This is a genomic window from Apilactobacillus zhangqiuensis (assembly GCF_019656215.1).
Lineage (GTDB): Bacteria > Bacillota > Bacilli > Lactobacillales > Lactobacillaceae > Apilactobacillus > Apilactobacillus zhangqiuensis.
The window spans coordinates 1-24,020 of record NZ_BPLK01000003.1 but is presented as its reverse complement, the minus strand read 5'-3'; the positions used below and the strand labels follow the sequence as shown (position 1 = coordinate 24,020).

Here is a 24,020-nt window from a genome sequence, read left to right as displayed (position 1 = left end):
TTTAGCATTGTAGTTATTCTATCACTCTAATAATTTAATTCAAGTTTTATTATGGTTATTTATGATAAAATACTTTCTAGGAGGAGATATTATGTGGGCTAGCTTAACACTAATAATGTTATTTATTTATATAGCAGTTACCATCATTGGTATCACCAGGGTATCAGTTAAAAGAGTTATCCAGTGGTTAATTGCCAGTCGAATAATATATATATTAATACTGATTACACAAATCGTTATCACCATTCGAGTTTCGGATCATCGTTTCTACACCGCAATATTTGCTGATGTATTAGCCATCCTACTTGGTGGACTAACAGAATTAAACTATACAAACAAACAACAAAATCACCTTATTAATTTCAATGTGATCGGTCTAATTGTAGTTATCATTACTTTGATTGTCATCACTATATATAATGTAATATAAAAAAGACATCGAATTATTCGATGTCTTTTTCTCTGTTCTTTAAAGCTAATTCAATAGAACGATCAACTAAGACTGATTGAGCATCAATCACTGGGTAATTATGATCTGAAGCACGTTCTTCAGCCACAGATAATTCTGTGCAACCCAAAATGATGACATCACAATTCATCTCTTTTTTCATTTCATCCAATATATGATGATATAGTTCTTTATTAACTTTATTTTGTTCTTTGACATATTTATATATCAAATCCATTGTTTCTTCTTGAATATGCTCAGTTGGTTTAATGATTTCATAACCAGCATTTTGCACTTCAGTATCGTAAATACCATCAAAGATGGTTCCCTTGGTAGCAATTAAACCAATTCTTTTAGCATTAGGATACACATTACTAATTTCAGCAACTGCTTCTTTTGGCATATGCAAAATTGGCACGTTAGTTGCTGATTGTAATTCATCAAAGAAGAAATGAGCCGTATTACATGGAATCACAAAGAACTCAGGATTCAATTGTGATTGTTGCTTGATATCTTCCTTTAACGGAATCAATGGGTTTGGTTTAGTATTGTCTAAAATGTAATTGGTTCTATCTGGAACAGTTGCATGATTTACAAGGATATAATTTAAATATTCCTGATCATTACTAGCTGGTGTACGTTTATTCAATAAATGAATATAACTCTCGGTAGCTTCTGTTCCCATTCCACCAATAATTGAAAAGAAATGTCTCATTTTATCATCCCTATTTTTCACTAAAGTAACGTTTAAAGTTCTTAGCGTAGTTATGCTTAATCCAAACGTCTAATAACCAACGCTTAAAGCTCTTGTCACGGTTATACCAGAAAGTAGTACCGTATTGACCCTTCTTAATTAATTGAAGTGCAAATTCTTTGTCTGCGTTGTCTTTAGCATATTTCTTGAAGACTCTTTCGCCAACACCTAACCATAGGTAGCGATTATCTTTGTTTTCATTAGCATAAACAGTTTCCTTATCTGCTAAATCATCAAAAGCATAATCTCTAACTACCCAATCAGCTAAGTTGTAGCCGTTTAAACTAACGAAGAAACTACTTCTACCTTGTCTCAAATTAATTTCAAATAATTTGAAAGTGTTGTCTCGAGTATCATATTTCATATCAAAGTTAGCGTAACCAACATAGTTAATTTTTTCTAAGAAACCTTGAACCATTGAATATAGTTTTTCGTTGTATTCAGGAAGAATTGCTACGTAGTTACCAATGGCTGCTGGTGATGGATCCTCCAATAGTGGATGGCCTAGACACATCATCTTGACCTTGTGGTTCTTGTCAACGTATGCATTTAAAGTACGCATATTGCTGTCGTCACCTGGGATAAAGTCTTGAAGAATTAAGTCAGAAGTATATCCGTTGGTATAAATCTTTTCAATTACATCTTCGAATTCATCTTGTGATTCGATAATAAATGCTTTCTTTCTTCCTTCGAAGTGAACATCTAACCATTCAACACTGTTGGTTGGTTTCAATGCGACTGGATAACCAAATGGTTGTTCAATCTTTTCGTCACTTTCAAAGTCACTCTTAGAAATAATCTTTGTCTTTGGATATGGCAAATCATATTCTTCACATAAGTTATAGAAATTTTCCTTACTGTTTAACTTTTTGATTAGGTCATAGTCAACGTATGGACAAACGAATACGTCTTCTAGTTCATCCTTATGTTTTGAAATTAATTCAGCATAGCCATCACCACAACCAACTAAAATAACTGGTTCTTTATGTGATGCATATTCCTTCTTTAATTCCTTCATAGCTTCAATCCATTTTGGATCTTCACTGAATCCATCAATCAAAGTTAAATCGACAATTTTTGTAAAACGTGTAGGTGCAAGTGCTTGTTCAGCGTATGCCTTCACGGGTTTTCTGTATTTTTCATATAATGAACGAGCCATTCCATAAGCATTGAAATCACTACCTAATAGAACAACTGTAAAATTAGATTCTAAATTACTCATTATCTATCCCTCTCAAAACATTTTGTACCACGACGGGATCTGTTTCGTATGGAGTATCTACGCCGTTGATTTTTTGGTAAGGATCTCTTCCCTTACCAGCAACTACTATCATAGCATTATTATCACCGGCATGAATAGCCTTTTTGATAGCCATTTTTCTATCTAGTTCAATATGAACATCAACTTTATCATGATTAATATAGGAATCTATTTCATTAATAATGTCCTTTGGATCTTCAAATGCAGGGTCATCAGATGTTAAGAAAGCAATATCTGCACTTTCAGTTAGTGCTTTTCCAAAACCTTCTCTACGATCTAACCCCTTATTACCAGGACTTCCAACCACCACGATTACTTTTCCATCCGGATTATTACTCTTTAAGAATCCTAATAGTGCATGCATGCTGGCATAGTTGTGAGCATAATCAACGTAAATTGTTCCGTTGTTCTTAGATTTGTATGATTCCATTCTTCCTGGAACAAATACATCCTTCAATCCCTTTTTAGCATCAGAAGCACTAGCATTATCCAATGCTGAGGAGATAATTGCAGACATCGCATTGGCTTCGTTGTAATCACCAACAACGCCAATCTTATAGTCATCTTCGACATTCATGGCTTTGGCCTTATTACTATTAGCGACTACCCTAATTTCATTGCTATCAATTGTGTCAGAAATGCTTGAGAAATTGAAATCAATTTGAACATCGTTAAATTCTTTTTTATCTCTACTGAATAAATAAATCTTATCTGGATCAGTAGTTGCCTTTGCTGCTTCAAAAACATCTAACATGTAGTCAGTATCTGCATCAATAATACAATGTGTGGAATTAACCATTAGTTGTTCTTTGCAATGTAAGTAATCAGCAAATGTTGGATGCTCGTTTGGACCAATATGATCCGGCGAAATATTTAAGAAAATTCCCACATCAAAATGAAGTCCGTAGACTCTTAACTTTTTGTATGCTTGTGATGAAACTTCCATTACTAAACTAGTCATTCCGTTATCAACCGCTTGTCTCATGTAGTTAAAGATATCCAATGATTCAGGAGTTGTTAAGTGTGACTTGAAACGTTGTGATGGTTCGTTTCCAACAACAGTATCAATTGTAGAAATTAATGCTGTTTTGTTGTTATTGGTATTATCTAAAATACTTTTAGCAAAATAAGAAGAAGTGGTCTTCCCCTTAGTCCCGGTATAAGCAATAACAAACAAATCATTTTGAGGATAGCAGTAAAAGGCAGCGCCTACTAGAGACATTGCCTTTTGCACGTTATTCACAATGATTTGAGTTAAGCCATTACCTTCATCATACTTTTGTTCTGAAACGTAACCGGTCGCACCCATCTTCTTAGCCATAGCTAAGTATTCTGGTTTGAAGTTACCCTTACAAAAGAATAATGTATTTGGTTTAACATTTCTGGAATCGTAAGTTACTTCATCAAATGAAACATCCTCACCTGATACAATTTCTTGTATTAGTCCATGTTCAGTTAATATTGTTTTTATTTCATCAATTCCAAGAGCCATTGTTTTTACTTCCTTATATCAAGATTTAAAAATTATGCTTGTAGTTGTACCTTGTTAATAGTATCAGCATTAGTATCTTCTGGGAAGTATACTTCATACCATAGAATGAATAGGTATGGTGTCATAATCTTTTGCATGCTTGATTTACCTTCATCATGTTCCTTTAGAATTCTTAACAATTCATCAGTGTTAAAGAATTTTTCAGCAACATCAGAAGTAAATGCTCTCACAATTCTTTCATGGAACTTAGGTTCTCTGATCCATGATGCAATTGGTGATGGGAAACCAAGTTTTTCCTTCATAGCAACCTTATCAGGTAATGCACGTTCAGCTGCTTTACGAAGTGAAATCTTAGTTCCTTCTTTGTTGATACGAGTCTTAATTGGCATAGTTGCAGCAAATTCAGCAACCTTCTTATCAACCAATGGAGTTCTAACTTCAAGAGAGTTAGCCATACTCATACGGTCAGCCTTTTGTAGAATATCAAATGGTAACCATGCATTGATATCAAAGTATTGCATTTGAGTCATTTCGTCTTTGTCAGCCACTTCGTCAAAAATGTATTTTGAGTATGCACCTGAATCAACGTTCAATGATGGATCTTTTAATAACTTGTTTCTGTCATCGTAGTTGTATACGTAGTTAACACGGTAGTATCTTTCACTCAATGGTTGAGCACCACGAATTAGGAAACGACGTCCGTGGAAACGAGGCATCTTAGTAGCAATCTTAGCTAGTGCGCTACGGATGAAGCCAGGAACGTATTTTTGGTATCTTTCAAAAGGAATTGCTTCTAGGTAAGTATTGTAACCACCGAAGAATTCATCGGCACCTTCACCAGATAAAGCAACCTTAACTTCTTTACTAGTACCTTGAGCTAAGTAGAATAATTGGATAGCTGATGGATTTGATAGTGGTTCATCCATGTAGTACATCATAGTTGGTAAGAAATCAAAGTAGTCATCACCAGTAATCTTAATTGGTGTGTTCTTTTGACCGATTTGTTGAGCAAAGTCAGTTGACCATGACAATTCACTGAACTTAGAATCGTTGAATCCAAGTGAGAATGACTTGATAGGCTTTAATTTTGAAGCTTCATTTAAAACATAACTTGAGTCAACACCACTTGATAAGAAACTACCAACTTCAACGTCGGCAATCATGTGGGCCTTAACTGAGTCCTTAACAATTGCTTCAATCTTCTTAGCGTCTTCTTCAACAGTTTGTGATTCGTCAATGTGATCGTAGTTGAACTTGTAATATCTGTGTGTTTCAGTCTTCTTTTCATCGATGTGGTGAATGAAGTAAGTACCAGGCATTACTTTGTAAACGTTCTTGAACATTGTTTCTGCTGATGGAATAAATTCAAAACTTAAGTGAATTGGTAGAAGCTTTAGGTTTAATTCCTTCTTGAATGCAGGGTTTGATAAGAATGCTTTTAATTCAGAACCGTACATAAATGCATCGCCATCGTCGTAGTAGTATAGAGGCTTGATTCCGAAATGATCACGAGCACCAAAGATTTCGTTGTTAGCACTGTCGTAAATAACAAATGCGTACATACCACGAAGTTTGTCCAATAGTTTTGGACCCCATGCTTCGTAACCACGAATTAGAACTTCTGAGTCAACGTCAGTTTCAAATTCCCAACCTTCTGAAATTAATTCATCTCTAATTTCTTGGTAGTTGTAAATTTCACCGTTAAAGGTTAATACTTTCTTCTTATCTTTACTGTATAGTGGTTGGCCACCGTGAGCTAAGTCAATAATTGATAGACGACGGAATCCCATTGATACCTTATCGTCTTGGAAATACTTTTCATCGTCAGGGCCACGATGCTTAATTCGATTAGCCATCTTTTCAATGGTGTCGTTAGGCACATCTTTATGATTTACATATCCACAAAATCCACACATAAGTTTTATTCCCCTTTGTTTTTTTAATGTATTAATAATTTTTAGTTACTTTTTAATCGTACTTATTTTATTGTAACAAAATATTTAGATTTTAGGCCATAAAAATAGCAATTTAATCATCGATACAAATTTATATAGTACACAAACTAATATTATTAAGTATAATCATATCTACTATTCTGTCCAGTGAAATCGTCTAAAAAGCGCTATAAATTTATATAAAACAAAAAGACGCTTAAGCGCGTCTTTTATTTTCGAGCATTATTGTATTCTTTCATTGCTTTTCCGGTAACTGATTTAGCATCATCTAAAGAATCGTTTGGTGTTCCTGAATAAAGGATTTCACCACCGTAACGACCAGCCTTAGGACCCACGTCGATCATCCAATCTGATTTACTAATTACTGAAAGATTATGTTCAACAATGATTAAGGTATTACCCTTTTCAACTAATTCATCGAATAAATTAGTCATTATTGATACATCTTTCATGTGTAAACCAGCGGTTGGTTCATCTAGTAAGTATACTGTTCCAGTCTTATTAAGTTGTAGTGCAAGTTTTAGTCTTTGAACTTCCCCACCTGAAAGAGTATCAAGTGATTGACCTAATGAAAGGTAATCTAAACCAACCCTTTGCATGTTAACCAACTTATCGTGAATTTCGGCAACTTCAGCAAAGAACTTAATTGCTTCTTTGATTGATAGGTTCAAGACTTCAGCAATATCCAAACCATTTAGTTTGTATTGTAAAGCTTCATCGCTATATCTCTTACCATGACATTTTTCACAGGTTTGAACAACTGGATCCATGAAGGCCATATTGGTGATTTGAACCCCACGACCTTTACATAGTGGACATTTACCCTTACCGTTATAACTGAATAATTGTCTTGAAACCCTGTTAGCATCCCCAAACAACTTTCTAATATCGTCCAAAATATTTAGGTAAGTGGCAGGTGTTGATCTAATGTTGACACCAACGGCATCTTGGGTTAAATCAATGTATCCAGTCTTTAGTTTATCCTTAACTGCTTGGATTAATGAACTTTTACCAGAACCGGCAACCCCTGAAATAACGGTTTGAGCATTAAGTGGAATTGATACGTTAGCGTGTTTTAGATTATGAATGTTAACATCTTTCAAATCTAATGTGTCACTAAACTTCTTAGCTTGCTTAAATAATAAAGGTTCTTGCAATAATTTGCCGGTGATGGTGTCACTCTTAAGTAAATCGGAATACTTTCCGTTAAACATAATCTTTCCACCATCTTTACCCGGTTTAGGACCGATTTCAACGACGTAGTCAGCGATTGGAATTAATTCTGGGTTGTGTTCAACAACTAGAACCGTATTGCCCTTATCCTTTAATTTTTTCAAAGCATGACTAATTAGTTTGATATCAGCCGGATGCAATCCCACACTTGGTTCATCTAGAATATAAACCATATCTGATAGTGAACTGTTCATGTACTTAGCAATCTTAATTCTTTGTGTTTCCCCACCAGACAATGTGTCAGTACTTCTATCTAATGTTAAGTATCCTAACCCTAAATCGATTAATGATTGAATCTTGGTAGTTAGTTCTCTCAATAAATCAACGGTTAACTTTTCATCAATTGAATCTAAAAACTCAATGACGTGGTTTAAATCCATTTGTAAGACATCGGCAATGTTATAACCATTAATCTTACAAGTAAGTACTTCTGGTCTTAACTTAGTACCATGACACTTATCACAAGCTGTTCTAGTAACGATTTCTTGAATGGCTTCCTTGTGGTGTTCTCCTTCCTTACTTTCAATAATGGAACGCTTAATTCTTGGAATCACACCTTCATATAAGATGGACTTCTTCCATTCCTTTGGTGCATCAGTTAAATGATGTTGTGGAGCGTATAGTAAATCATTTAATTCTTTTTCGGAGTAGTCCTTAATCTTTTTATCGTTATCAAATAATCCTGTGTATGCATAACGCTTCCAGCGCCATGTACCAGGACCAAAACTTACGAATGTAATTGCCCCTTCATTTAATGACTTATCATAATCAATTACCTTATCCGGATTAATGTGATCAATATATCCTAATCCCTGACATTTATCACACATCCCTTGTGGTAGGTTAAATGAAAATGTATCAGAATATCCAACCCAAGGCTTACCAATTCTAGAGAATAGTAGTCTTAACAATGAATAAATTCCAGTGTATGTAGCAAGTGTTGATCTTGGGTTCTTTCCAACTTTCTTTTGTTGAATCACAATTGCCACAGGTAGATTATCGATTCTACCAACGTGTGGCGCTCCATACTTAGGTAAGTATTGTTGTGTGAAACTAGGAAATGTTTCGTTCAGCTCTCTTCTAGAGTTTGCGGCGATAGTATCAAAAACAAGCGATGATTTCCCAGCACCAGATAGTCCTGTAAAGACAGTAATCGCGTGTTTCTTGATATTAATATCTAAGTGCTTTAAGTTGTTTTGAAAAGCATTATGAACCTCGATATAATCTTGATTTGGCATTTCAATCCTCCTGAATTCACTTTATAGTAACAATTATAGTGGTTATAAGTATTGAATGCATGTATCTTGTTTAATAATTAAGAATTTATAAAGTTAATCTGTTTTCTTGAGAAAAATATTTTTTTAATACTATAATGAGAGTATAGGCACGATATCTAATCGAAAGAAGATGAAATTATGGCAGAAGAAAAAAAAGATAAAATGATTGGTTTAGTAATGTTCATTTGCAACAAATACAGTCGTAAAGATTTTCGTTTCGCAAAGTCTTTAATCTCCCACAGCTATGATGAAACTGTTGAAAGATTACAAAAAGCTTATCAAGATTCTTGTGATTCTTTCAAAAAGCGCATCTTAGATCCAATTAAGATTCCAGCTGATACTGTCGCAATCGATTACAGTGCAGCGTTTGAAAAAATGACCGCTTCCAAGATTACTACCCATCAACTAAAGAAATATTCAAAGCACGCCCTAATTGCTAAGGAAATGCTTGAACGAATCAACGAACCACTAGACTAACAAATAAAAAATCCATCCTAATCAAATTAGGATGGATTTTTTTATTTCATTAATTGATATAACTTTTTGTAGTTAACAGTTCCTAAACCGGTTGCTTGGTTATACTTTTTACCAGGTTGGCCAGTGTAGTATAAGTTGCTGTTATCTTTATCTGCATCTAGCGTATTAAATGGCGAATTAACACTATTTGCGAACGCATATAGTTGTGGATTCCATAGACCGAAACGATGATTTGCTCTAGTAGCAAACAAAGCATTTACGGCTGCTACTTGCGGAGCAACAATACTTGTTCCACCATCTGTAAACCAATGGTTGTTATACAAAACAGTGTATCCTGTCTGTGGATCACCATTAGCTACGATGTCAGGTAAGTTTCTACCTGTTGCAGTACCAGACGTTTTGGATGGCTTTGCGTATTGTTTAGCGTAGCCACTATCCATATCCCAATATTGAACAGCGTTATAGCTATTTACGCCACTTACATTTTGTTGATAAGCAGGCGTTTGGTTAAACTTACTGAATCCTCCACCAGTTCCAACAAAATAAGTGCTTAAGAAGCTGTTTTGATCACTGTTGTATAGTTTCAACTTGTTAAAGTATGGATATAAGAAATCATTGGACCATGCACGTTCCTTATCAATTTTTACATTATGACCGTTGACAGTATAGTTGATTGGCACACTGGTGGCTCCAACTGCTGTAATGAATGGTGAAGATGCTGGAGATTCAACAGTTAATCCAGTTACCCCACCTTCAATACCATCATAAGCACCATTGTCACCAGTTGAATTAAAGATACTAATTCCTTGAGCCGCACCTTGTAATAACAAGCTATTCATAATTGAGTTATAGCTCTTTGGAATGAATCCTTCGTTCATCATTTGTTGTAATTCAGCTTCGCTAATTCCCCAACTTAGTGATAAACTGTCAGACTTATTAGCACTGATGGCTCTAGCAAAACTTTCTACCATTCCAGAGATAGTTGGTTGAGAAATATAAACGTTAATGTTGGATTTTGGTGCAATCGCACCAGCTTGTTGGATATCCATCGTAGTTTCATCACTTTGTGACTTAATTGATGCATAGTCATCCTTGTAAACGTGAACACGTTTAATACTTGAAGGAACATCTACCTTCTTCCAAAATCTAGTGATATCGGAATTCTTAAATCCACCAAATGAGATGATACCAATACTATGCTTGTTACCACGTTTGGCTTGCTTTAATGAAGATACTCCGTAACGCTTAACGAAATCCTTAGGACTACGTTTCATTGCCTTACTTCTGGTTTTCTTAGCAGAATTACTATTTACGTGATCATAATTACTTAAACCTAAGTAGCCGTTGACGTGCTTTTGAAGCTTACCTCTCATCTTTGGTTCATGATTTGGACGGTAGACAAACTTTCCATTCACTTTAACCCTAAGTTGTTTATATTTTAGGGCTTTTTGAATGTTGGCCTTGCTACCATAACCTCTTAATACCAGGTTGCCGGCATACTTGATAGTCTTAATATGATACTTTTTAAAATACTTTTGAATTGCAGCAACAGTTTTGTTAGTTTGCCCATATCGATTGGCAAACTGCTTGGTAGATAAAAACTTCTTGTGCTTAGTCAAAACATAACTTTCTAACTTACTATTACTTCTTGTTTTAAGAACAATCGCAAAATTAGAGGTAGCTGAACTAGACTTTGCTTTTGCCTTCTTATGAATTTTAACCTTATGTACTGTTTTCTTAGCTTGACTATCCACGTTAAAACTAAACGCAGTCCCCAATAAAACAGATGCACTTAGCGTTGCAATAATTGTTTTTCTATAATTCATTCGTATCACCCCTTACTCAGTTTCATAATATTACTAAAAATATCTTAAGTATACTGATTTAAGCAATTCTTTATAAATTTTTATGTTAGTATTAAATACAGTTACATAGTGAAAGGAGGTTTGCAATTTGTTTAAAGAATTCAAAGCATTTATCTCTAAAGGTAATGTCTTAGATCTAGCTGTTGGTGTAATCATTGGTTCAGCATTCACAACCATTGTTAAGTCATTTACTTCAAACTTGATTAATCCTTTAATCGGTATTTTCATGGGTCAAATGAACCTATCATCAATCGTCTTCTCAGTGGGTTCAGCTCACTTCAGAGTCGGTAGTTTCATCAACGATGTTATTAACTTCTTGATTGTTGCCTTCGTTGTATTCTTGATTGTAAGAACTTACAACAAAGTTTCAAAACGCGATACTACTCCTAAGGATACCAAGACCGACATCCTATTGGGTGAAATCCGTGACTTACTTTCAGAACAAAAAAATAACAAATAACAACAAACCCAGGTATTTTTACACCTGGGTTTTTCTTTTTGATATTAAGTTCGGTTTTAAAATATGATAAAATATTATTACTATTTCAAAAAATGAGGAGTTAATATGGTGATAATTACAGCAGGGATGATTGGTGTTGGTAAAACAACCTTGACCGGTAAAATTGCAAAACATTTAGGCACTAAAGCCTTCTATGAACCAGTTGGCGAAAATCCTGTTTTGCCTTTGTACTATAACAATCCGGAACAATATGGATTCTTATTACAAATTTACTTTTTAAACAAGCGTTTTTCAATGATTAAGAAAGCTCTATCAGATGACAACAACATTTTAGATAGATCAATCTATGAAGATGCCCTTTTCACAAAACAAAATAATGCTGAAGGTAATATTTCAGACATGGAATTGAAAATTTACCTAGAATTATTGGACAAGATGATGGGCGAATTAGATCAACTTCCTAAAAAAGCTCCAGACCTAATGGTATATGCTGAAACCGATTTTGAAACCATTCTACACAGAATTAAGATGCGCGGCCGTGACTATGAACAATTCGATAACGATCCTAAGTTAAAAGAATACTACTATCACATGTGGTCAGCATACAAACAATGGTATGAAGAATACGATAAGAGTCCAAAAATGAAGATTGACCTTCAAAAATACGACCTATCAGAAGACACTAACGTCGACATTGTCTTAAACATGATTGATGAAGAACTTAAAAAAATCAGATAATAAAAATCCCAAATCATTTTGATTTGGGATTTTTTGTATTTAGTTATCTTCTAATGTACCTAATTCGAAAATTGATTGACCATAAATCGCCATTGCTAATAATAAGTCATCAACGACTTGATATTCGTTAGCTTGGTGCATTGTGTTTACAGTCCAAGGGAATTCAGCACCAAATGCTACCCCTCTCTTCATCATACGACCGTAAGTTCCTCCACCAACTACTTGAGGTTGAGCTTCAGTCTTACCGGTACGTTCACGGTAAACATTGATTAGTTTGTTTACGATTGGGTCTTTTGGATCAACATAATGTGGAACCATGTCGTCTGTATTCTTAACATTTCCATCCATTACTTTTGCAGCTTGGCTTAAGTGATCACCAATTGTTTCAACACTAATCCCCTTAGGATATCTAAAGTTAGTATTTACAAAACCACCATCAGTTGGATTGAACTTTAAAATACCAATGTTCATTGTTAAATCACCCATGATTTCGTCAGTGTAGTTAGCACCAATTCTGTTCGCACGTGAGTCACCATGTAGGAATTCAGCAACAAATTTAATAAAGTTCTTTGCATCACCAGAGAAATCATATCCACGCAAGAAGTTTGCTAAGAATGTTCCACCGTTAACACCATTTCTTGGTTCCATTCCGTGAGCTGATTTACCAATTAGATGTAATTTAATTCCATCTTCGGTAATTTCAGAACCACCATCTAATTTACGATCTTGCATAAATGTTGAAAATTCTTCTGCCATTTGATCTTTAAATGCAGTCTTAATTTCAGCAAACGCATCTCTTGGAACCATGTTTTCTCTTAGTCCTGCATCGAAGTTTGCTAGGTAGTAATCAGCTGAATCTTCTTGGTTAGTACCAAATGTAGTTTCAAATGTTGTGTTTCCTTTTTCACCATTAATGACTGGGAATTGAGCATCTGGAGAGAAACCAAAATCTGGTTCTGGTTCTAACTTGAAGTAATGCTTCATTCCAGTCCAATTACTTTCTTCATCTGTACCAATAATGAATCGAATCTTACAGTTAGGTTCAATTCCTTGATCCTTCATCATCTTTAGACCATAGTATGCAGCCAAACCAGGTCCCTTATCGTCGGAGGCACCACGACCAATTACTTTACCGTCTTTGATCATCATTTCAAATGGATTGCTGTCCCATCCTTCACCGGCAGGCATAACATCAGCATGGGCTAAAATAGCAAATGTCTTATCTCCACTACCGTATTCTATGTAACCAACTAGGTTATCTAGGTTTTTAACAGTGAAACCGTCTCGTTTACCAATTTCTAAGTACTTTACTAATGCTTTAGCTGGACCAGGTCCTAAAGGAAATTCATCAGTAGCCTCGTTATCATTTCTTTCACTATCGATAGAAATTAAGTCAGCTAAATCCTTTAGGTAATCTTCTTTGTAGTCTTGAGCTAATTCATCCCAATTAATCATTTTGAAATCCTCCTTTACCTTTCCATATATTTTAGCATAATCTAATTAAAACACATCAATGAAGTCCTAATTTTTTAGTGCTATACTGAAGACAAAAGCTTTGGGAGGAATTAAAATGACATATATTTCAACTGACATCGTTAACAACACAATCATAAAACGCCCAAATAATAGCCATAAAGGCACCTTTGGTCGTGTTGGTATCATTGGTGGTACTAATAACTTTGGCGGTGCTATTATTATGGCTTCTAAGGCCTGCGTCTATTCTGGAGCGGGATTAACAACTACTTTTACTGATTCAGTCAATCTTTCTAGTCTTCACACCCATATTCCAGAAGCAATGTTTGTAGACTTTAATGACCTAGACAGTGTTAAGTCCATGCTTAATGGTTTCGATGTTGTCCTAATTGGTCCTGGCCTAGGCACCGATGAAAATAGCCTTACCATTTTAAAAACTGTCTTTAATAACATTGATTCATCTCAAAAATTAATTATTGATGGATCGGCAATTACATTGATTGCTAATCACAACCTTTCACTTCCTGATGCAGAGCTCATTTTCACGCCACATCAAATGGAATGGCAAAGACTTTCTGGGATTAAAATTAGTGACCAATCCGATGAAAATAATCAAAAAGCCGTAAAAGATTTAAATGCGACTGTAGTTGTTAAATCACATCACACCAAGGTATATCATAACGATGACATTTGGGTTAACCCGGGTGGTACTCCTGCCCAAGCGACCGGGGGAATGGGTGATACTCTTGCTGGAATGATTACTGGATTTGTATCTCAGTTCGAAAATACTACTGATGCTGTTTTATCTGCCGTGTATGCTCATAGTGCTATTGCAGATAAATTAGCCGAAAAACAATACGTAGTCCTTCCTACTCAAATTATTGAACATATTCCTGAATTCATGAAAGAAAATGAAAAAAAGACAGAATCATAATTGATTCTGTCTTTTTATTTACGATTTAAAAAATTAATTATTATTACCATTAATAACGGCATAATGATTACTAATACCGCATAAGCATGTAGATAATGATCAATGAACCCCATGATAAAAGTTCCTAGAATAAAGCTTGTAATCACCATGATTGTATCAATCAATAACGATTTCGCTTTTTTATCATGGTCAACTAATGCTAGATAGGCATTATTAGCTATTTTACTAATGTTTCCGGTCATCATTAGTGGATTAAAGGGATTTCCCTTTAACAACTTAAATTCTTGCAATTGAGCCGCTGATACTAAGGATAGTAATCCAACGATTAAAACATGTGCCCCACTCTTTACTAACAAAACAACAATCAAGACGATTGCAATTTCGTAAAACATAATTGTCACTTTTCTAGTATTGATTGAATTCATCTTTCTTTGCATTACCTTTATGATTAAGATACCTAATACGAAAAAAGCAATTGAAAAGATGTACTTTAAAGATTGAGCAAAATCATGGTCGGCTAAGCTAATTCCGAACAAGATAGAATTTCCAGTTTGTAATCCAGCAAACACCCCGCCTTGTTCGATAAAAGTATAAGCATCAATACCACCACTAGTAATCGCTAATAGCATCGCTACTAATGGCTGCGTAAATATATCCTTATTTTTCATCATCACTACCCATGCTTTCAGTTATTATTTAATATTCAACTTGTTTCTAATTGAAGCAGCCTTGCTACCAATGACGGTATCAGCAATTCTACTCTTTAGTGCTAGGTAAACGTATACTACTCCACCCAATACTGTTGCAATTGAAACTACGATAAAGCTGCCAACACGGGTGAATGGATTGCCAACAAGACCAACAAACATATTACCGGCATATACAGCTGCCAATGCAACCAAATATGTCACAAGTGAGAAAAGTACAATACTATTAATTTGAGTTAGCATCTTATCACTTCTAATCTTGAATTGACGATCCAATGAACTAATAATCAATCCATTTACGACCATAAATCCAATTGCAGAAGAAATTAGCGGACCGAATTCCTTGAAGAAGAATACCATTGGGAATTGTGATACAACTTTAGCAATAATTCCATAAACAAAAAATCTAACAGCAACCTTGTTTTGAGAAATTCCTTGCATCATTGCAGTAACTACCGTAAATAGTCCGAAGAAGATTGAAATAATTGATGAAAATGCTAAAACATTAGCTGATAAATCACCATTTCCAGTACCATAGAATAGACGGTTTAATGGACCTGCCACTGCAGTCATCCCTAGTGCTGCTGGAATCATTACGAATGAAAATAGTACAAAACCACTTGATATTTGGTGGCTGATTTCTTTCTTATCACCCTTGGTGTAAGCTTCTGATAATAATGGAACAACTGTGATTGCCATTGCTGAAGCAAGCGAGATGGTAATCATAATTAGTTTGTTAGCATTACCAGCAAAGATTGCATATAACTGATTTAGAACTTGATTAGAGTCATTAGTTGCAACATGCATAATCTTGAAGAATGTAAATTGGTCAATTAATTGGAAGATTGAAATTCCAGCACCTAAAATAACAAATGGAACAGCTTGTTGAATAATTTCCACATATAATTTATTGGCATTCACGTGAATTTTATTATTACTGTTCTTAACCAATGAACGGTAGTAACGACGACGCTTTAAGTAGTACCATCCCAAAACCAATAATCCAGCGACTGAACCAATGAAGGCGGCAAATGTTGATTGAGAAACCGCAGTAACCCAATTACCCTTCATTATCTTGATGATGAAGAATACGGCTACCAGCATATAAATAACACGGAATAATTGTTCAGCAAATTGTGAAATAGCTGAAGGTGCCATATCTTGGAATCCTTGGAAGTATCCACGTGTCAAACTCATTGTTGGAATAATTAATACTGCCCATGACAATGATCTCATAACTGGTATTAAATCAGGATTTCCATTATCGAATGCTGGAGCACCGATATATAAAATCAACGCACAGACAATTCCAGTGATTAATGATAATAATAATCCTCGTTTGTATAACCTGACGCTGACTCCATACTCATTTAAGGCATTATAATGAGCAACCTGTTTTGCAATCGCAGATGGAATTCCCGCAATAGAAATAATTAATATTAAACTATAAACGTTATATCCTTGAACGTATAACGCGTTTGCTTGTAAATACAATGTCCCAAGCATTATACTCCAAGGAATTATGTATACTGCTCCTAATATTCTTGATAAGATGCTTCCCGCAGTCATCCATGCGGATCCCTCTATCATCTTATCTTGAGCTAAATTATCTTTCATATTTTTATCTTGTTCATGCATATCGCATTCCCACTTTCAAATTTCTCTAACTTGTTCATTTTAATCAATATTTTACTCGTAATCAATATCATAACACTTTAAGGCACAAAAAAAGAGTGATAATCGTTAAATTATCACTCTTTTTATTTAGTTAGCAACGATATTTACAATCTTACCAGGAACAACAATTACCTTTCTAACTGTCTTTCCTTCAATATCTGCCTTAATCTTGTCGTCACTCATAGCTGCTTCTTGAGTAGCATCCTTAGATGCATCAGCGGCAACCTTAATGTGAGCTCTTACCTTACCGTTAACTTGAACTACGATTTGTACTTCGTCATCAACTAGCTTGCTTTCATCGTATTCTGGCCATTTAGCATAAGTAATGCTTTCATCATGACCAAACTTACTCCATAGTTCTTCAGCCATATGTGGAATGATTGGTGAGACTAACTTCACGAATCCTTCCATGTAATCTAGGAATAAACTATCTTGCTTGTAGCATTCGTTTACAAATACCATCATGCTTGAAATAGCAACGTTGAAACGAAGGTTTTCGTAATCATCAGTTACTTTCTTAACAGTTTGGTTGTAAATTTTATCTAATTTATGATCGTTTACAGTAGTGATTCTGTCACGAAGTTTATCTTCGTCATCAATCATTAATCTCCAAACACGGTTGACCCATCTGTTCGCACCATTAATACCTTCAGTACTCCATGGTTTTGATTCAGTCAATGGTCCCATAAACATTTCGTATAGTCTCAATGTATCAGCACCGTATTCTTCAACGATATCATCAGGGTTAACAACGTTACCCTTTGATTTTGACATCTTTTCGTGGTTAGTTCCTAAAATCATTCCTTGGTTAACTAGCTTGTGGAATGGTTCCTTAGTTGGAACAACACCTAAATCGTAAAGAACTTTGTGCCAGAAACGAGCATATAGTAAGTGAAGAACAGCATGTTCTGCACCACCAATGTATAGGTCAACTGGTAGCCATTTCTTTAATAGTTCAGGATCAGCAATCATCTTATCATTGTGTGGATCGATGTATCTTAAGTAGTACCATGAACTACCTGCCCATTGTGGCATAGTGTTAGTTTCACGTTTACCCTTACGACCATTTTCATCAACAACATTTACCCATTCGTCAATGTTAGCTAATGGTGATTCACCAGTACCTGATGGTTCGATGTTATCAGTTTCAGGTAATACCAATGGAAGTTCGTCTTCTGGTACTAAACCAGTTTCACCGTCTTCCCAATGAATAACTGGAATTGGTTCACCCCAGTATCTTTGACGTGAGAAGATCCAGTCTCTCAAACGGTAGTTAGTCTTTGCATGACCAGCATTGTTATCTTCTAACCACTTAACGATAGCATCAATGGCATCTTTCTTGTTCATACCATCTAAGAAGTCTGAGTTAATGTGAACACCATCACCAGTGTATGCTTCTTTTTTGATGTCGCCACCTTCGATAACTGGTTTGATAGGAAGATCAAATTTCTTGGCAAATTCATAATCACGGTCATCATGTGCTGGAACAGCCATAATAGCACCAGTTCCGTATGATGAAAGAACGTAGTCACCAATCCAAATTGGAATTTGTTCACCATTAACTGGGTTAATTCCATAAGCACCAGTGAATACACCAGACTTATCTTTGTTTAAATCAGTACGTTCTAAATCAGACTTAGTAGCAACTTCCTTACGGTATGCTTCAATTGCTTCTTTTTTGTCATCAGTAGCAATCTTGTCCACTAAATCATGATCAGGTGCTAAAACAATGTAGCCAGCACCGAATAATGTATCTGGTCTAGTTGTGAAAACTTCAATCTTTTCATCATGGTCCTTAACACCAAAGAATACACTTGCACCCTTTGAACGACCAATCCAGTTTCTTTGCATTTCTTTAATGCTTTCTGGCCAGTCCAAGTCGTCTAAGTCATCAATTAAACGATCGGCATATGCTGTAATCTTCAATACCCATTGCTTCATTGGAACACGGTATACAGGGTATCCACCACGTTCAGTCTTACCATCGATAACTTCTTCGTTAGCAACAACGGTTCCACCCATAAAGTCTGGAGCCCAGTTAACTTCGATTTCATCTTCGTAAGCTAAACCTTTTTTGTATAATTGTTCGAAAATCCATTGAGTCCACTTGTAGTACTTAGGATCAGTAGTATCAACTTCTCTGTCCCAGTCATATGAGAAACCTAATGACTTAATTTGTTCTCTAAAGTGTTCGATGTTCTTTTGAGTGAATGAACCAGGATGGTTACCTGTCTTTAATGCGTATTGTTCTGCAGGTAAACCGAATGCATCAAATCCAATTGGATGTAATACGTTCTTTCCTTGCATTCTCTTAAATCTAGCCATGATATCTGTTGCAGTGTATCCTTCAGGATGTCCTACGTGAAGTCCTTGACCAGAAGGATATGGGAACATATCTAGAGCATAGTAATTTTCTTTGTTTTCATCATTTGTTGTTTTAAAAGTTTCATTAGTTTCCCAATATTTTTGCCATTTCTTTTCAACATCTTTGTGATTATAAGCCATAAAAATTCCTCCTTTAATCAGTTATCGAATAAAAAAAGTCCTATAAGCTATAAAGCCTATAGGACGAAAATTCCGCGGTACCACCTAAGTTTATCTATAAAAATATAGATACATCTCAAGTCCTTAACGCGGAAAACGTCTTAACCTACTTAGATTCAGTCAAGATCTCTACGACTAGTTCAATTAACATTGGTCTAAATTCACAGCAGCCATTTAGTTTCTGAAAAGCAATGTCAATCTACTACCTCGTATCAACAATTTCTATTCGGTAATTTAATTATTTTAAATATACCAGTCTAAAGAATTAAAATCAAGGACAATTAATAAATGTGTTAGAATTATTGATAGTTATTAGTTAAGGAGCGTTCAATAATGAAAATTCAACCATCCGTTAGATATAGCCATACCCTATTATCTCAACTGGTGCAAAATGGCGATACAGTCATTGATGCCACTGTTGGAAAAGGAAATGATACTGCGTTTTTATCACAATTAGTTGGTGAAAACGGAAAAGTCTATGGCTTCGATGTTCAGAAAGAAGCAATTGAATACACAAAACAAAGATTAGATGAAAAAAATTTAAGTAGTAACGTCACCCTATTTAATACCGGTCACGAAAACATTAATCAATTAGTAGACGAATCAATTAATGCCGCTATCTTTAACCTAGGATATTTACCTGGTAGCGATAAAAGCATTATCACCAGACCAGATACCACCCTTGTAGCAATTAAGGCATGTCTAGATAAACTTGAAATTAATGGAATTGTCGTCTTAGTTCTATATTACGGACACACCGGTGGTCCACAAGAAAAGGATGCCGTCATTGAATATGCTCAAAGCTTAAATCAAAAAACATTTTCTGTTATGCAATATCAATTTATTAATCAAGTTCATTGCCCACCAATCCTATTGGCAATACAAAAAAATTCCAACTAATTATAGTTGGAATTTTTTATTTTACTTTTTAGCTAAAATACGATCATATAAATTTACAATTATCGCAAAAATAACGATAAGTAGGCAGATCCAAAATACTTGATGTAATGAATCGTAAATTACATGTCTTAATGGTTCCATTAACTTATCAGGAACTAAATGAGCAGTTTTGACATTAACAATTTTATTAATCATATCCATTTTAGCGCCATCGGTATGGAGAATTCCAATTGTTAATTGTCTATTCATCACGATACCTAAAACGGCCACAATCAATGTTTGACCAAAAATTCTACAAAGTGTATTAAATGAAGTAGCAACACCAACATCTGATTTTTCAACACTATTTTGTGAAATCACTGTTCCATTGGTAATGGTAATTCCAAAACCAATTCCACAAATTGCCGCAATTACGAAGAACCAGCCAAATGAAACTGTAAATGGAAGTAAGAACACCCAAATAGCAGCAATTAAAATGAAGAACAAACCAAAAATTGTAGCGTAAAATGCCTTCATTCTAGATAACAACCATCCTGAAACGAATGCACCAAAGATCCAAAGAATTGAGGTTGGTGTAATTGCTAATCCAGAAAGCGTTGCGGGATATCCAAAGATACCTTGTGTCCAAACTGGAAGATAAACTTCTAATCCCATCAAAAATCCACTGATTAGAAATGCAATGATGTTTTGAATAACGAAGGTTCTGTTCTTCAATAACTTCATCGGAATAATTGGGTTTTCAGCACAATGTTCTTTTCTTACAAATAATATCAATAATAATATTGAGAAGAAAATACAGTATGAAATTGGTTGTAAATTATCAGATAGATCACTAATCAATTGAATGATGTACATCAATGATAATAACAATAATGATAGATATACCATTCCAAGGTAATCGATAGATTGTTTAACAAACACGTGTTTTTCATGGAAACTAACCATAAAAATAATCATGGCAAGAATTCCCAATGGTACGTTTAAGAAGAAAATCCAATGCCAACTAAGTCTATCAACTATGAATCCACCAATTAATGGTGCAAGGATTGATGCAATTCCCCAAATAGCACCATTTAATCCTAAAATTTTACCCCTGTTCTCATCTGAATAAATATCCGCAACAATCGTATAGGATAGTGGCATAATCACACCAGCACCAACCCCTTGAATTGCGCGCCAAATGATTAGTGTAGTCATTGAATTAGACATTCCAGAAAAAATGGATCCAATTAGGAAAATCCCAATTCCAAAAATAAAAATCTTCTTTCTACCAAATTGATCTGATAATTTCCCATAGATTGGTGTCGATATCGCATTGGTAAGTAAATAAACTGAAAACACCCAGTTCATAATTGAAACACCATGTAAATCCCCTACAATTGTGGGCATCGCAGTTGATACAATTGTTCCTTCAACAGCACTCATAAATGTAGCGATAAACAATGATATGGTAACTAATAAAACATTGTTCTTTTGCGTATTAATACTCATTGTTCCTCCATCAAAATAAAAACGATTTATAAGTACTTTTCTACAAATAAATCGTCTTTATCGTTTTAAGATATATTATTTAAAGAAATTTTGTAGTTCTTCAACCTTATCAGTGTGTTCCCAAGGTAAATCAATATCAGTTCTACCGAAGTGACCATAAGCGGCTGTTTTTTTGTAAATAGGACGTTTTAGGTCAAGCATCTTAATGATACCAGCTGGTCTTAAATCAAAAATTTCTCTAATTGCTTTAATTAGGTCATTTTCTGAAACAGTAGCAGTACCAAAAGTATTTACAGAAATTGAAACAGGTTTTGCAACACCAATAGCATATGCAACTTGGACTTCGATACGAGTAGCCAACTTAGCAGCAACGATATTCTTAGCAATGTATCTTGCAGCATAACTAGCTGATCTATCTACCTTAGTAGCATCCTTACCAGAGAATGCACCACCACCGTGGTGAGCAGCTCCACCATAAGTATCAACAATAATCTTTCTACCAGTTAAACCAGCGTCCCCTTGTGGTCCACCAATTACGAAACGTCCAGTAGGATTAATGAAGAATTTAGTGTTGTCATTTAGTAATTCAGCTGGAATAACAGCCTTAATTACTTGTTCGATAACATCTTTTCTAATTTGTTCTAAAGTAATATCTGGATCATGTTGAGTACTTAAAACAACAGTTTCAACAGCAACTGGCTTGTTGTTGTCATCATATTCAACAGTTACTTCGGCCTTAGCATCAGGTCTTAAGTATGGAATTGTGCCATCTTTTCTTAGATCGGCAATTTTTCTCATTAGTTTATGACTTAGAGAAATTGGTAGTGGCATAAGTTCAGGTGTTTCATCCACCGCATAACCAAACATTAGACCTTGGTCACCTGCCCCAATCTTATCTAGATCATCTTCACTACTGTCACGAGTTTCTAGAGAATCATCAACACCTTGAGCAATATCAGGTGATTGTTCATCAATGGCGACTAATACTGCACAAGTATTACCATCGAAGCCATATTGGTCATTGTCATAACCAATTTCTTTGATAGTTTCTCTAACAATTTTTTGAATGTTAACGTATGCTTTGGTGGTAATTTCACCAAAAACTAATACCAAACCAGTAGTTACTGAACATTCACAAGCAACTCTGGAATCGGGATCTTGCTTTAGCATTTCGTCCAAGATAGCATCACTGATTTGATCAGCAATTTTATCTGGATGTCCTTCTGAAACAGATTCTGATGTAAATAAATGTCTTTCTTGCATTTTAATGATTCCCCCTATTAATTTGGTTACAAGGCATCTTCACTATCAAGGTGAATCCTATCGGGAATACGCTTATAACTCTTAAAATAATATCATAACTTTAATATTTTTTAAAGTAATCACAAATACAAAAAAGACTACCCTTTCGGATAGTCTTTTTTGATTAGTACCGGAGGTGGGGTTCGAACCCACACGATCTTGCGATCACTGGATTTTGAGTCCAGCGCGTCTGCCAATTCCGCCACTCCGGCATAATATTAAAATGAAGCCAAAGGCGGTAATCGGATTTGAACCGATGATAAAGGTTTTGCAGACCTCTGCCTTACCACTTGGCTATACCGCCATTTTAGTTCGAATTCAACTGGGCTAGCTGGATTCGAACCAGCGCATAATGGAGTCAAAGTCCAGTGCCTTACCACTTGGCTATAGCCCAATTAAAAAGGGCGGTAGGTGGGAATCGAACCCACGCGTGTCGGAACCACAATCCGATGTGTTAACCACTTCACCACTACCGCCATAGCAACATTAACAGGGATAGCAGGAGTTGAACCCGCACCAACGGTTTTGGAGACCGTTGTACTACCATTATACTATATCCCTATGGTGGAGGGGAGTGGATTCGAACCACCGAACCCGAAGGAGCGGATTTACAGTCCGCCGCGTTTAGCCAGACTTCGCTACCCCTCCATAAATGGCGCGGGACAGAATCGAACTGCCGACACACGGAGCTTCAATCCGTTGCTCTACCAACTGAGCTACCGAGCCATACCATTTATGTTTTGCTATAGATAAATATTCAATTATGTTGTCAATGACAACAACGGTTCGTACGAGACTCGAACTCGTGACCTCCTGCGTGACAGGCAGGCGTCCTAAACCAACTAGACCAACGAACCAGTCCAATATATTTGGAATGGAGGATACAGGGCTCGAACCTGTGACCTCCTGCTTGTAAGGCAGATGCTCTCCCAACTGAGCTAATCCTCCAAATATAATGACCCGTACGGGATTCGAACCCATGTTACTGCCGTGAAAGGGCAGTGTCTTAAACCACTTGACCAACGGGTCATA

18 protein-coding genes, 10 tRNA genes, 1 riboswitch and 1 other annotated feature are annotated in these 24,020 nt (G+C 35.5%); of the genes, 6 read left to right on the top strand and 22 right to left on the bottom strand.

Going from position 1 to position 24,020, the window contains the following annotated elements:
- The first annotated feature begins 91 nt into the window (after positions 1-91).
- Positions 92-430 (top strand): DUF1516 family protein, encoded by a 339-nt coding sequence (locus K5Q07_RS02775; RefSeq protein WP_220729459.1) that lies wholly within the window; start codon positions 92-94, stop codon positions 428-430.
- Between the two features lie 13 nt (positions 431-443).
- Here K5Q07_RS02775 and K5Q07_RS02770 read toward each other — a convergent pair whose 3' ends face one another.
- The 5 genes from K5Q07_RS02770 to K5Q07_RS02750 form a co-directional block, all read right to left on the bottom strand.
- Complete coding sequence (locus K5Q07_RS02770) at positions 444-1,163, bottom strand: aspartate/glutamate racemase family protein (RefSeq protein WP_220729457.1); 720 nt, start codon at positions 1,161-1,163, stop codon at positions 444-446.
- Between the two features lie 10 nt (positions 1,164-1,173).
- On the bottom strand, positions 1,174-2,424 hold the full coding sequence (locus K5Q07_RS02765; protein ID WP_285289178.1) for a carboxylate--amine ligase: 1,251 nt from the start codon (positions 2,422-2,424) through the stop codon (positions 1,174-1,176).
- On the bottom strand, positions 2,417-3,955 hold the full coding sequence (locus tag K5Q07_RS02760; protein WP_220729455.1) for a UDP-N-acetylmuramoyl-L-alanyl-D-glutamate--2,6-diaminopimelate ligase: 1,539 nt from the start codon (positions 3,953-3,955) through the stop codon (positions 2,417-2,419). Before K5Q07_RS02760 ends, K5Q07_RS02765 begins: the two co-directional genes overlap by 8 nt.
- Before the next feature lie 32 nt (positions 3,956-3,987).
- Positions 3,988-5,871 carry an asparagine synthase (glutamine-hydrolyzing) gene (gene asnB / locus K5Q07_RS02755; RefSeq protein ID WP_217303931.1) on the bottom strand — a complete coding sequence of 628 codons (1,884 nt, stop codon included), beginning with the start codon at positions 5,869-5,871 and terminating at the stop codon, positions 3,988-3,990.
- 248 nt (positions 5,872-6,119) lie between these two features.
- Positions 6,120-8,381: an ATP-binding cassette domain-containing protein gene (locus K5Q07_RS02750; RefSeq protein ID WP_220729453.1), complete on the bottom strand. Its 2,262-nt coding sequence runs from the start codon at positions 8,379-8,381 to the stop codon at positions 6,120-6,122.
- A 177-nt stretch (positions 8,382-8,558) separates the two neighbouring features.
- Between K5Q07_RS02750 and K5Q07_RS02745 the strand changes: the two genes are divergently transcribed.
- Complete coding sequence (locus K5Q07_RS02745) at positions 8,559-8,897, top strand: hypothetical protein (RefSeq protein ID WP_220729451.1); 339 nt, start codon at positions 8,559-8,561, stop codon at positions 8,895-8,897.
- Between the two features lie 41 nt (positions 8,898-8,938).
- On the opposite strand, the gene K5Q07_RS02740 is transcribed toward K5Q07_RS02745, so the two are convergent.
- Positions 8,939-10,723 (bottom strand): S53 family peptidase, encoded by a 1,785-nt coding sequence (locus tag K5Q07_RS02740; protein ID WP_220729449.1) that lies wholly within the window; start codon positions 10,721-10,723, stop codon positions 8,939-8,941.
- Between the two features lie 127 nt (positions 10,724-10,850).
- On the opposite strand from K5Q07_RS02740, the gene mscL reads away from it, so the two are divergent.
- Positions 10,851-11,222 carry a large-conductance mechanosensitive channel protein MscL gene (gene mscL / locus K5Q07_RS02735; protein ID WP_034531247.1) on the top strand — a complete coding sequence of 124 codons (372 nt, stop codon included), beginning with the start codon at positions 10,851-10,853 and terminating at the stop codon, positions 11,220-11,222.
- A gap of 105 nt (positions 11,223-11,327) precedes the next feature.
- Complete coding sequence (locus K5Q07_RS02730) at positions 11,328-11,960, top strand: deoxynucleoside kinase (protein WP_220729448.1); 633 nt, start codon at positions 11,328-11,330, stop codon at positions 11,958-11,960.
- A 39-nt stretch (positions 11,961-11,999) separates the two neighbouring features.
- Here the strand turns inward: K5Q07_RS02730 and pepV are convergent, their stop codons facing one another.
- On the bottom strand, positions 12,000-13,415 hold the full coding sequence (gene pepV, locus K5Q07_RS02725) for a dipeptidase PepV (protein WP_220729447.1): 1,416 nt from the start codon (positions 13,413-13,415) through the stop codon (positions 12,000-12,002).
- Positions 13,416-13,530: 115 nt separating this feature from the next.
- On the opposite strand from pepV, the gene K5Q07_RS02720 reads away from it, so the two are divergent.
- Entirely contained in the window at positions 13,531-14,367 is an 837-nt protein-coding gene (locus tag K5Q07_RS02720; protein ID WP_220729446.1) for an NAD(P)H-hydrate dehydratase, read from the top strand.
- 14 nt (positions 14,368-14,381) lie between these two features.
- On the opposite strand, the gene K5Q07_RS02715 is transcribed toward K5Q07_RS02720, so the two are convergent.
- The 3 genes from K5Q07_RS02715 to leuS form a co-directional block, all read right to left on the bottom strand.
- Positions 14,382-15,035, bottom strand: a complete 654-nt coding sequence (locus K5Q07_RS02715) for a YoaK family protein (RefSeq protein WP_220729445.1) — start codon at positions 15,033-15,035, stop codon at positions 14,382-14,384.
- Between the two features lie 24 nt (positions 15,036-15,059).
- Positions 15,060-16,712, bottom strand: coding sequence for a putative polysaccharide biosynthesis protein (locus K5Q07_RS02710; protein WP_220729444.1), 1,653 nt, complete (start codon positions 16,710-16,712; stop codon positions 15,060-15,062).
- A gap of 126 nt (positions 16,713-16,838) precedes the next feature.
- Positions 16,839-19,256 carry a leucine--tRNA ligase gene (gene leuS, locus K5Q07_RS02705; protein WP_220729443.1) on the bottom strand — a complete coding sequence of 806 codons (2,418 nt, stop codon included), beginning with the start codon at positions 19,254-19,256 and terminating at the stop codon, positions 16,839-16,841.
- A 56-nt stretch (positions 19,257-19,312) separates the two neighbouring features.
- Positions 19,313-19,520, bottom strand: a binding site (T-box leader).
- Between the two features lie 108 nt (positions 19,521-19,628).
- Between leuS and mnmM the strand changes: the two genes are divergently transcribed.
- Positions 19,629-20,195, top strand: a complete 567-nt coding sequence (mnmM, locus tag K5Q07_RS02700) for a tRNA 5-(aminomethyl)-2-thiouridylate-methyltransferase MnmM (RefSeq protein ID WP_220729442.1) — start codon at positions 19,629-19,631, stop codon at positions 20,193-20,195.
- A gap of 21 nt (positions 20,196-20,216) precedes the next feature.
- Here the strand turns inward: mnmM and K5Q07_RS02695 are convergent, their stop codons facing one another.
- The 12 genes from K5Q07_RS02695 to K5Q07_RS02640 form a co-directional block, all read right to left on the bottom strand.
- Positions 20,217-21,686 carry an MDR family MFS transporter gene (locus tag K5Q07_RS02695; protein ID WP_220729441.1) on the bottom strand — a complete coding sequence of 490 codons (1,470 nt, stop codon included), beginning with the start codon at positions 21,684-21,686 and terminating at the stop codon, positions 20,217-20,219.
- Between the two features lie 75 nt (positions 21,687-21,761).
- Positions 21,762-22,949, bottom strand: a complete 1,188-nt coding sequence (gene metK / locus K5Q07_RS02690) for a methionine adenosyltransferase (RefSeq protein WP_220729440.1) — start codon at positions 22,947-22,949, stop codon at positions 21,762-21,764.
- Positions 22,947-23,032, bottom strand: a riboswitch (SMK box riboswitch). Its footprint overlaps the gene before it by 3 nt.
- An 84-nt stretch (positions 23,033-23,116) precedes the next feature.
- Positions 23,117-23,200: transfer RNA gene (locus K5Q07_RS02685), tRNA-Leu, on the bottom strand.
- 21 nt (positions 23,201-23,221) lie between these two features.
- Positions 23,222-23,292 (bottom strand) — tRNA-Cys (locus K5Q07_RS02680).
- A gap of 18 nt (positions 23,293-23,310) precedes the next feature.
- A tRNA-Gln gene (locus tag K5Q07_RS02675) sits at positions 23,311-23,382 on the bottom strand.
- 9 nt (positions 23,383-23,391) lie between these two features.
- Positions 23,392-23,464 (bottom strand) — tRNA-His (locus K5Q07_RS02670).
- Positions 23,465-23,478: 14 nt separating this feature from the next.
- A tRNA-Trp gene (locus tag K5Q07_RS02665) sits at positions 23,479-23,549 on the bottom strand.
- A gap of 1 nt (position 23,550) precedes the next feature.
- Positions 23,551-23,636 (bottom strand) — tRNA-Tyr (locus K5Q07_RS02660).
- Between the two features lie 5 nt (positions 23,637-23,641).
- Positions 23,642-23,714: transfer RNA gene (locus tag K5Q07_RS02655), tRNA-Phe, on the bottom strand.
- Positions 23,715-23,770: 56 nt separating this feature from the next.
- Positions 23,771-23,845, bottom strand: a tRNA-Asp gene (locus K5Q07_RS02650).
- An 18-nt stretch (positions 23,846-23,863) separates the two neighbouring features.
- A tRNA-Val gene (locus K5Q07_RS02645) sits at positions 23,864-23,936 on the bottom strand.
- Between the two features lie 8 nt (positions 23,937-23,944).
- A tRNA-Glu gene (locus K5Q07_RS02640) sits at positions 23,945-24,017 on the bottom strand.
- Positions 24,018-24,020 lie beyond the last annotated feature (3 nt).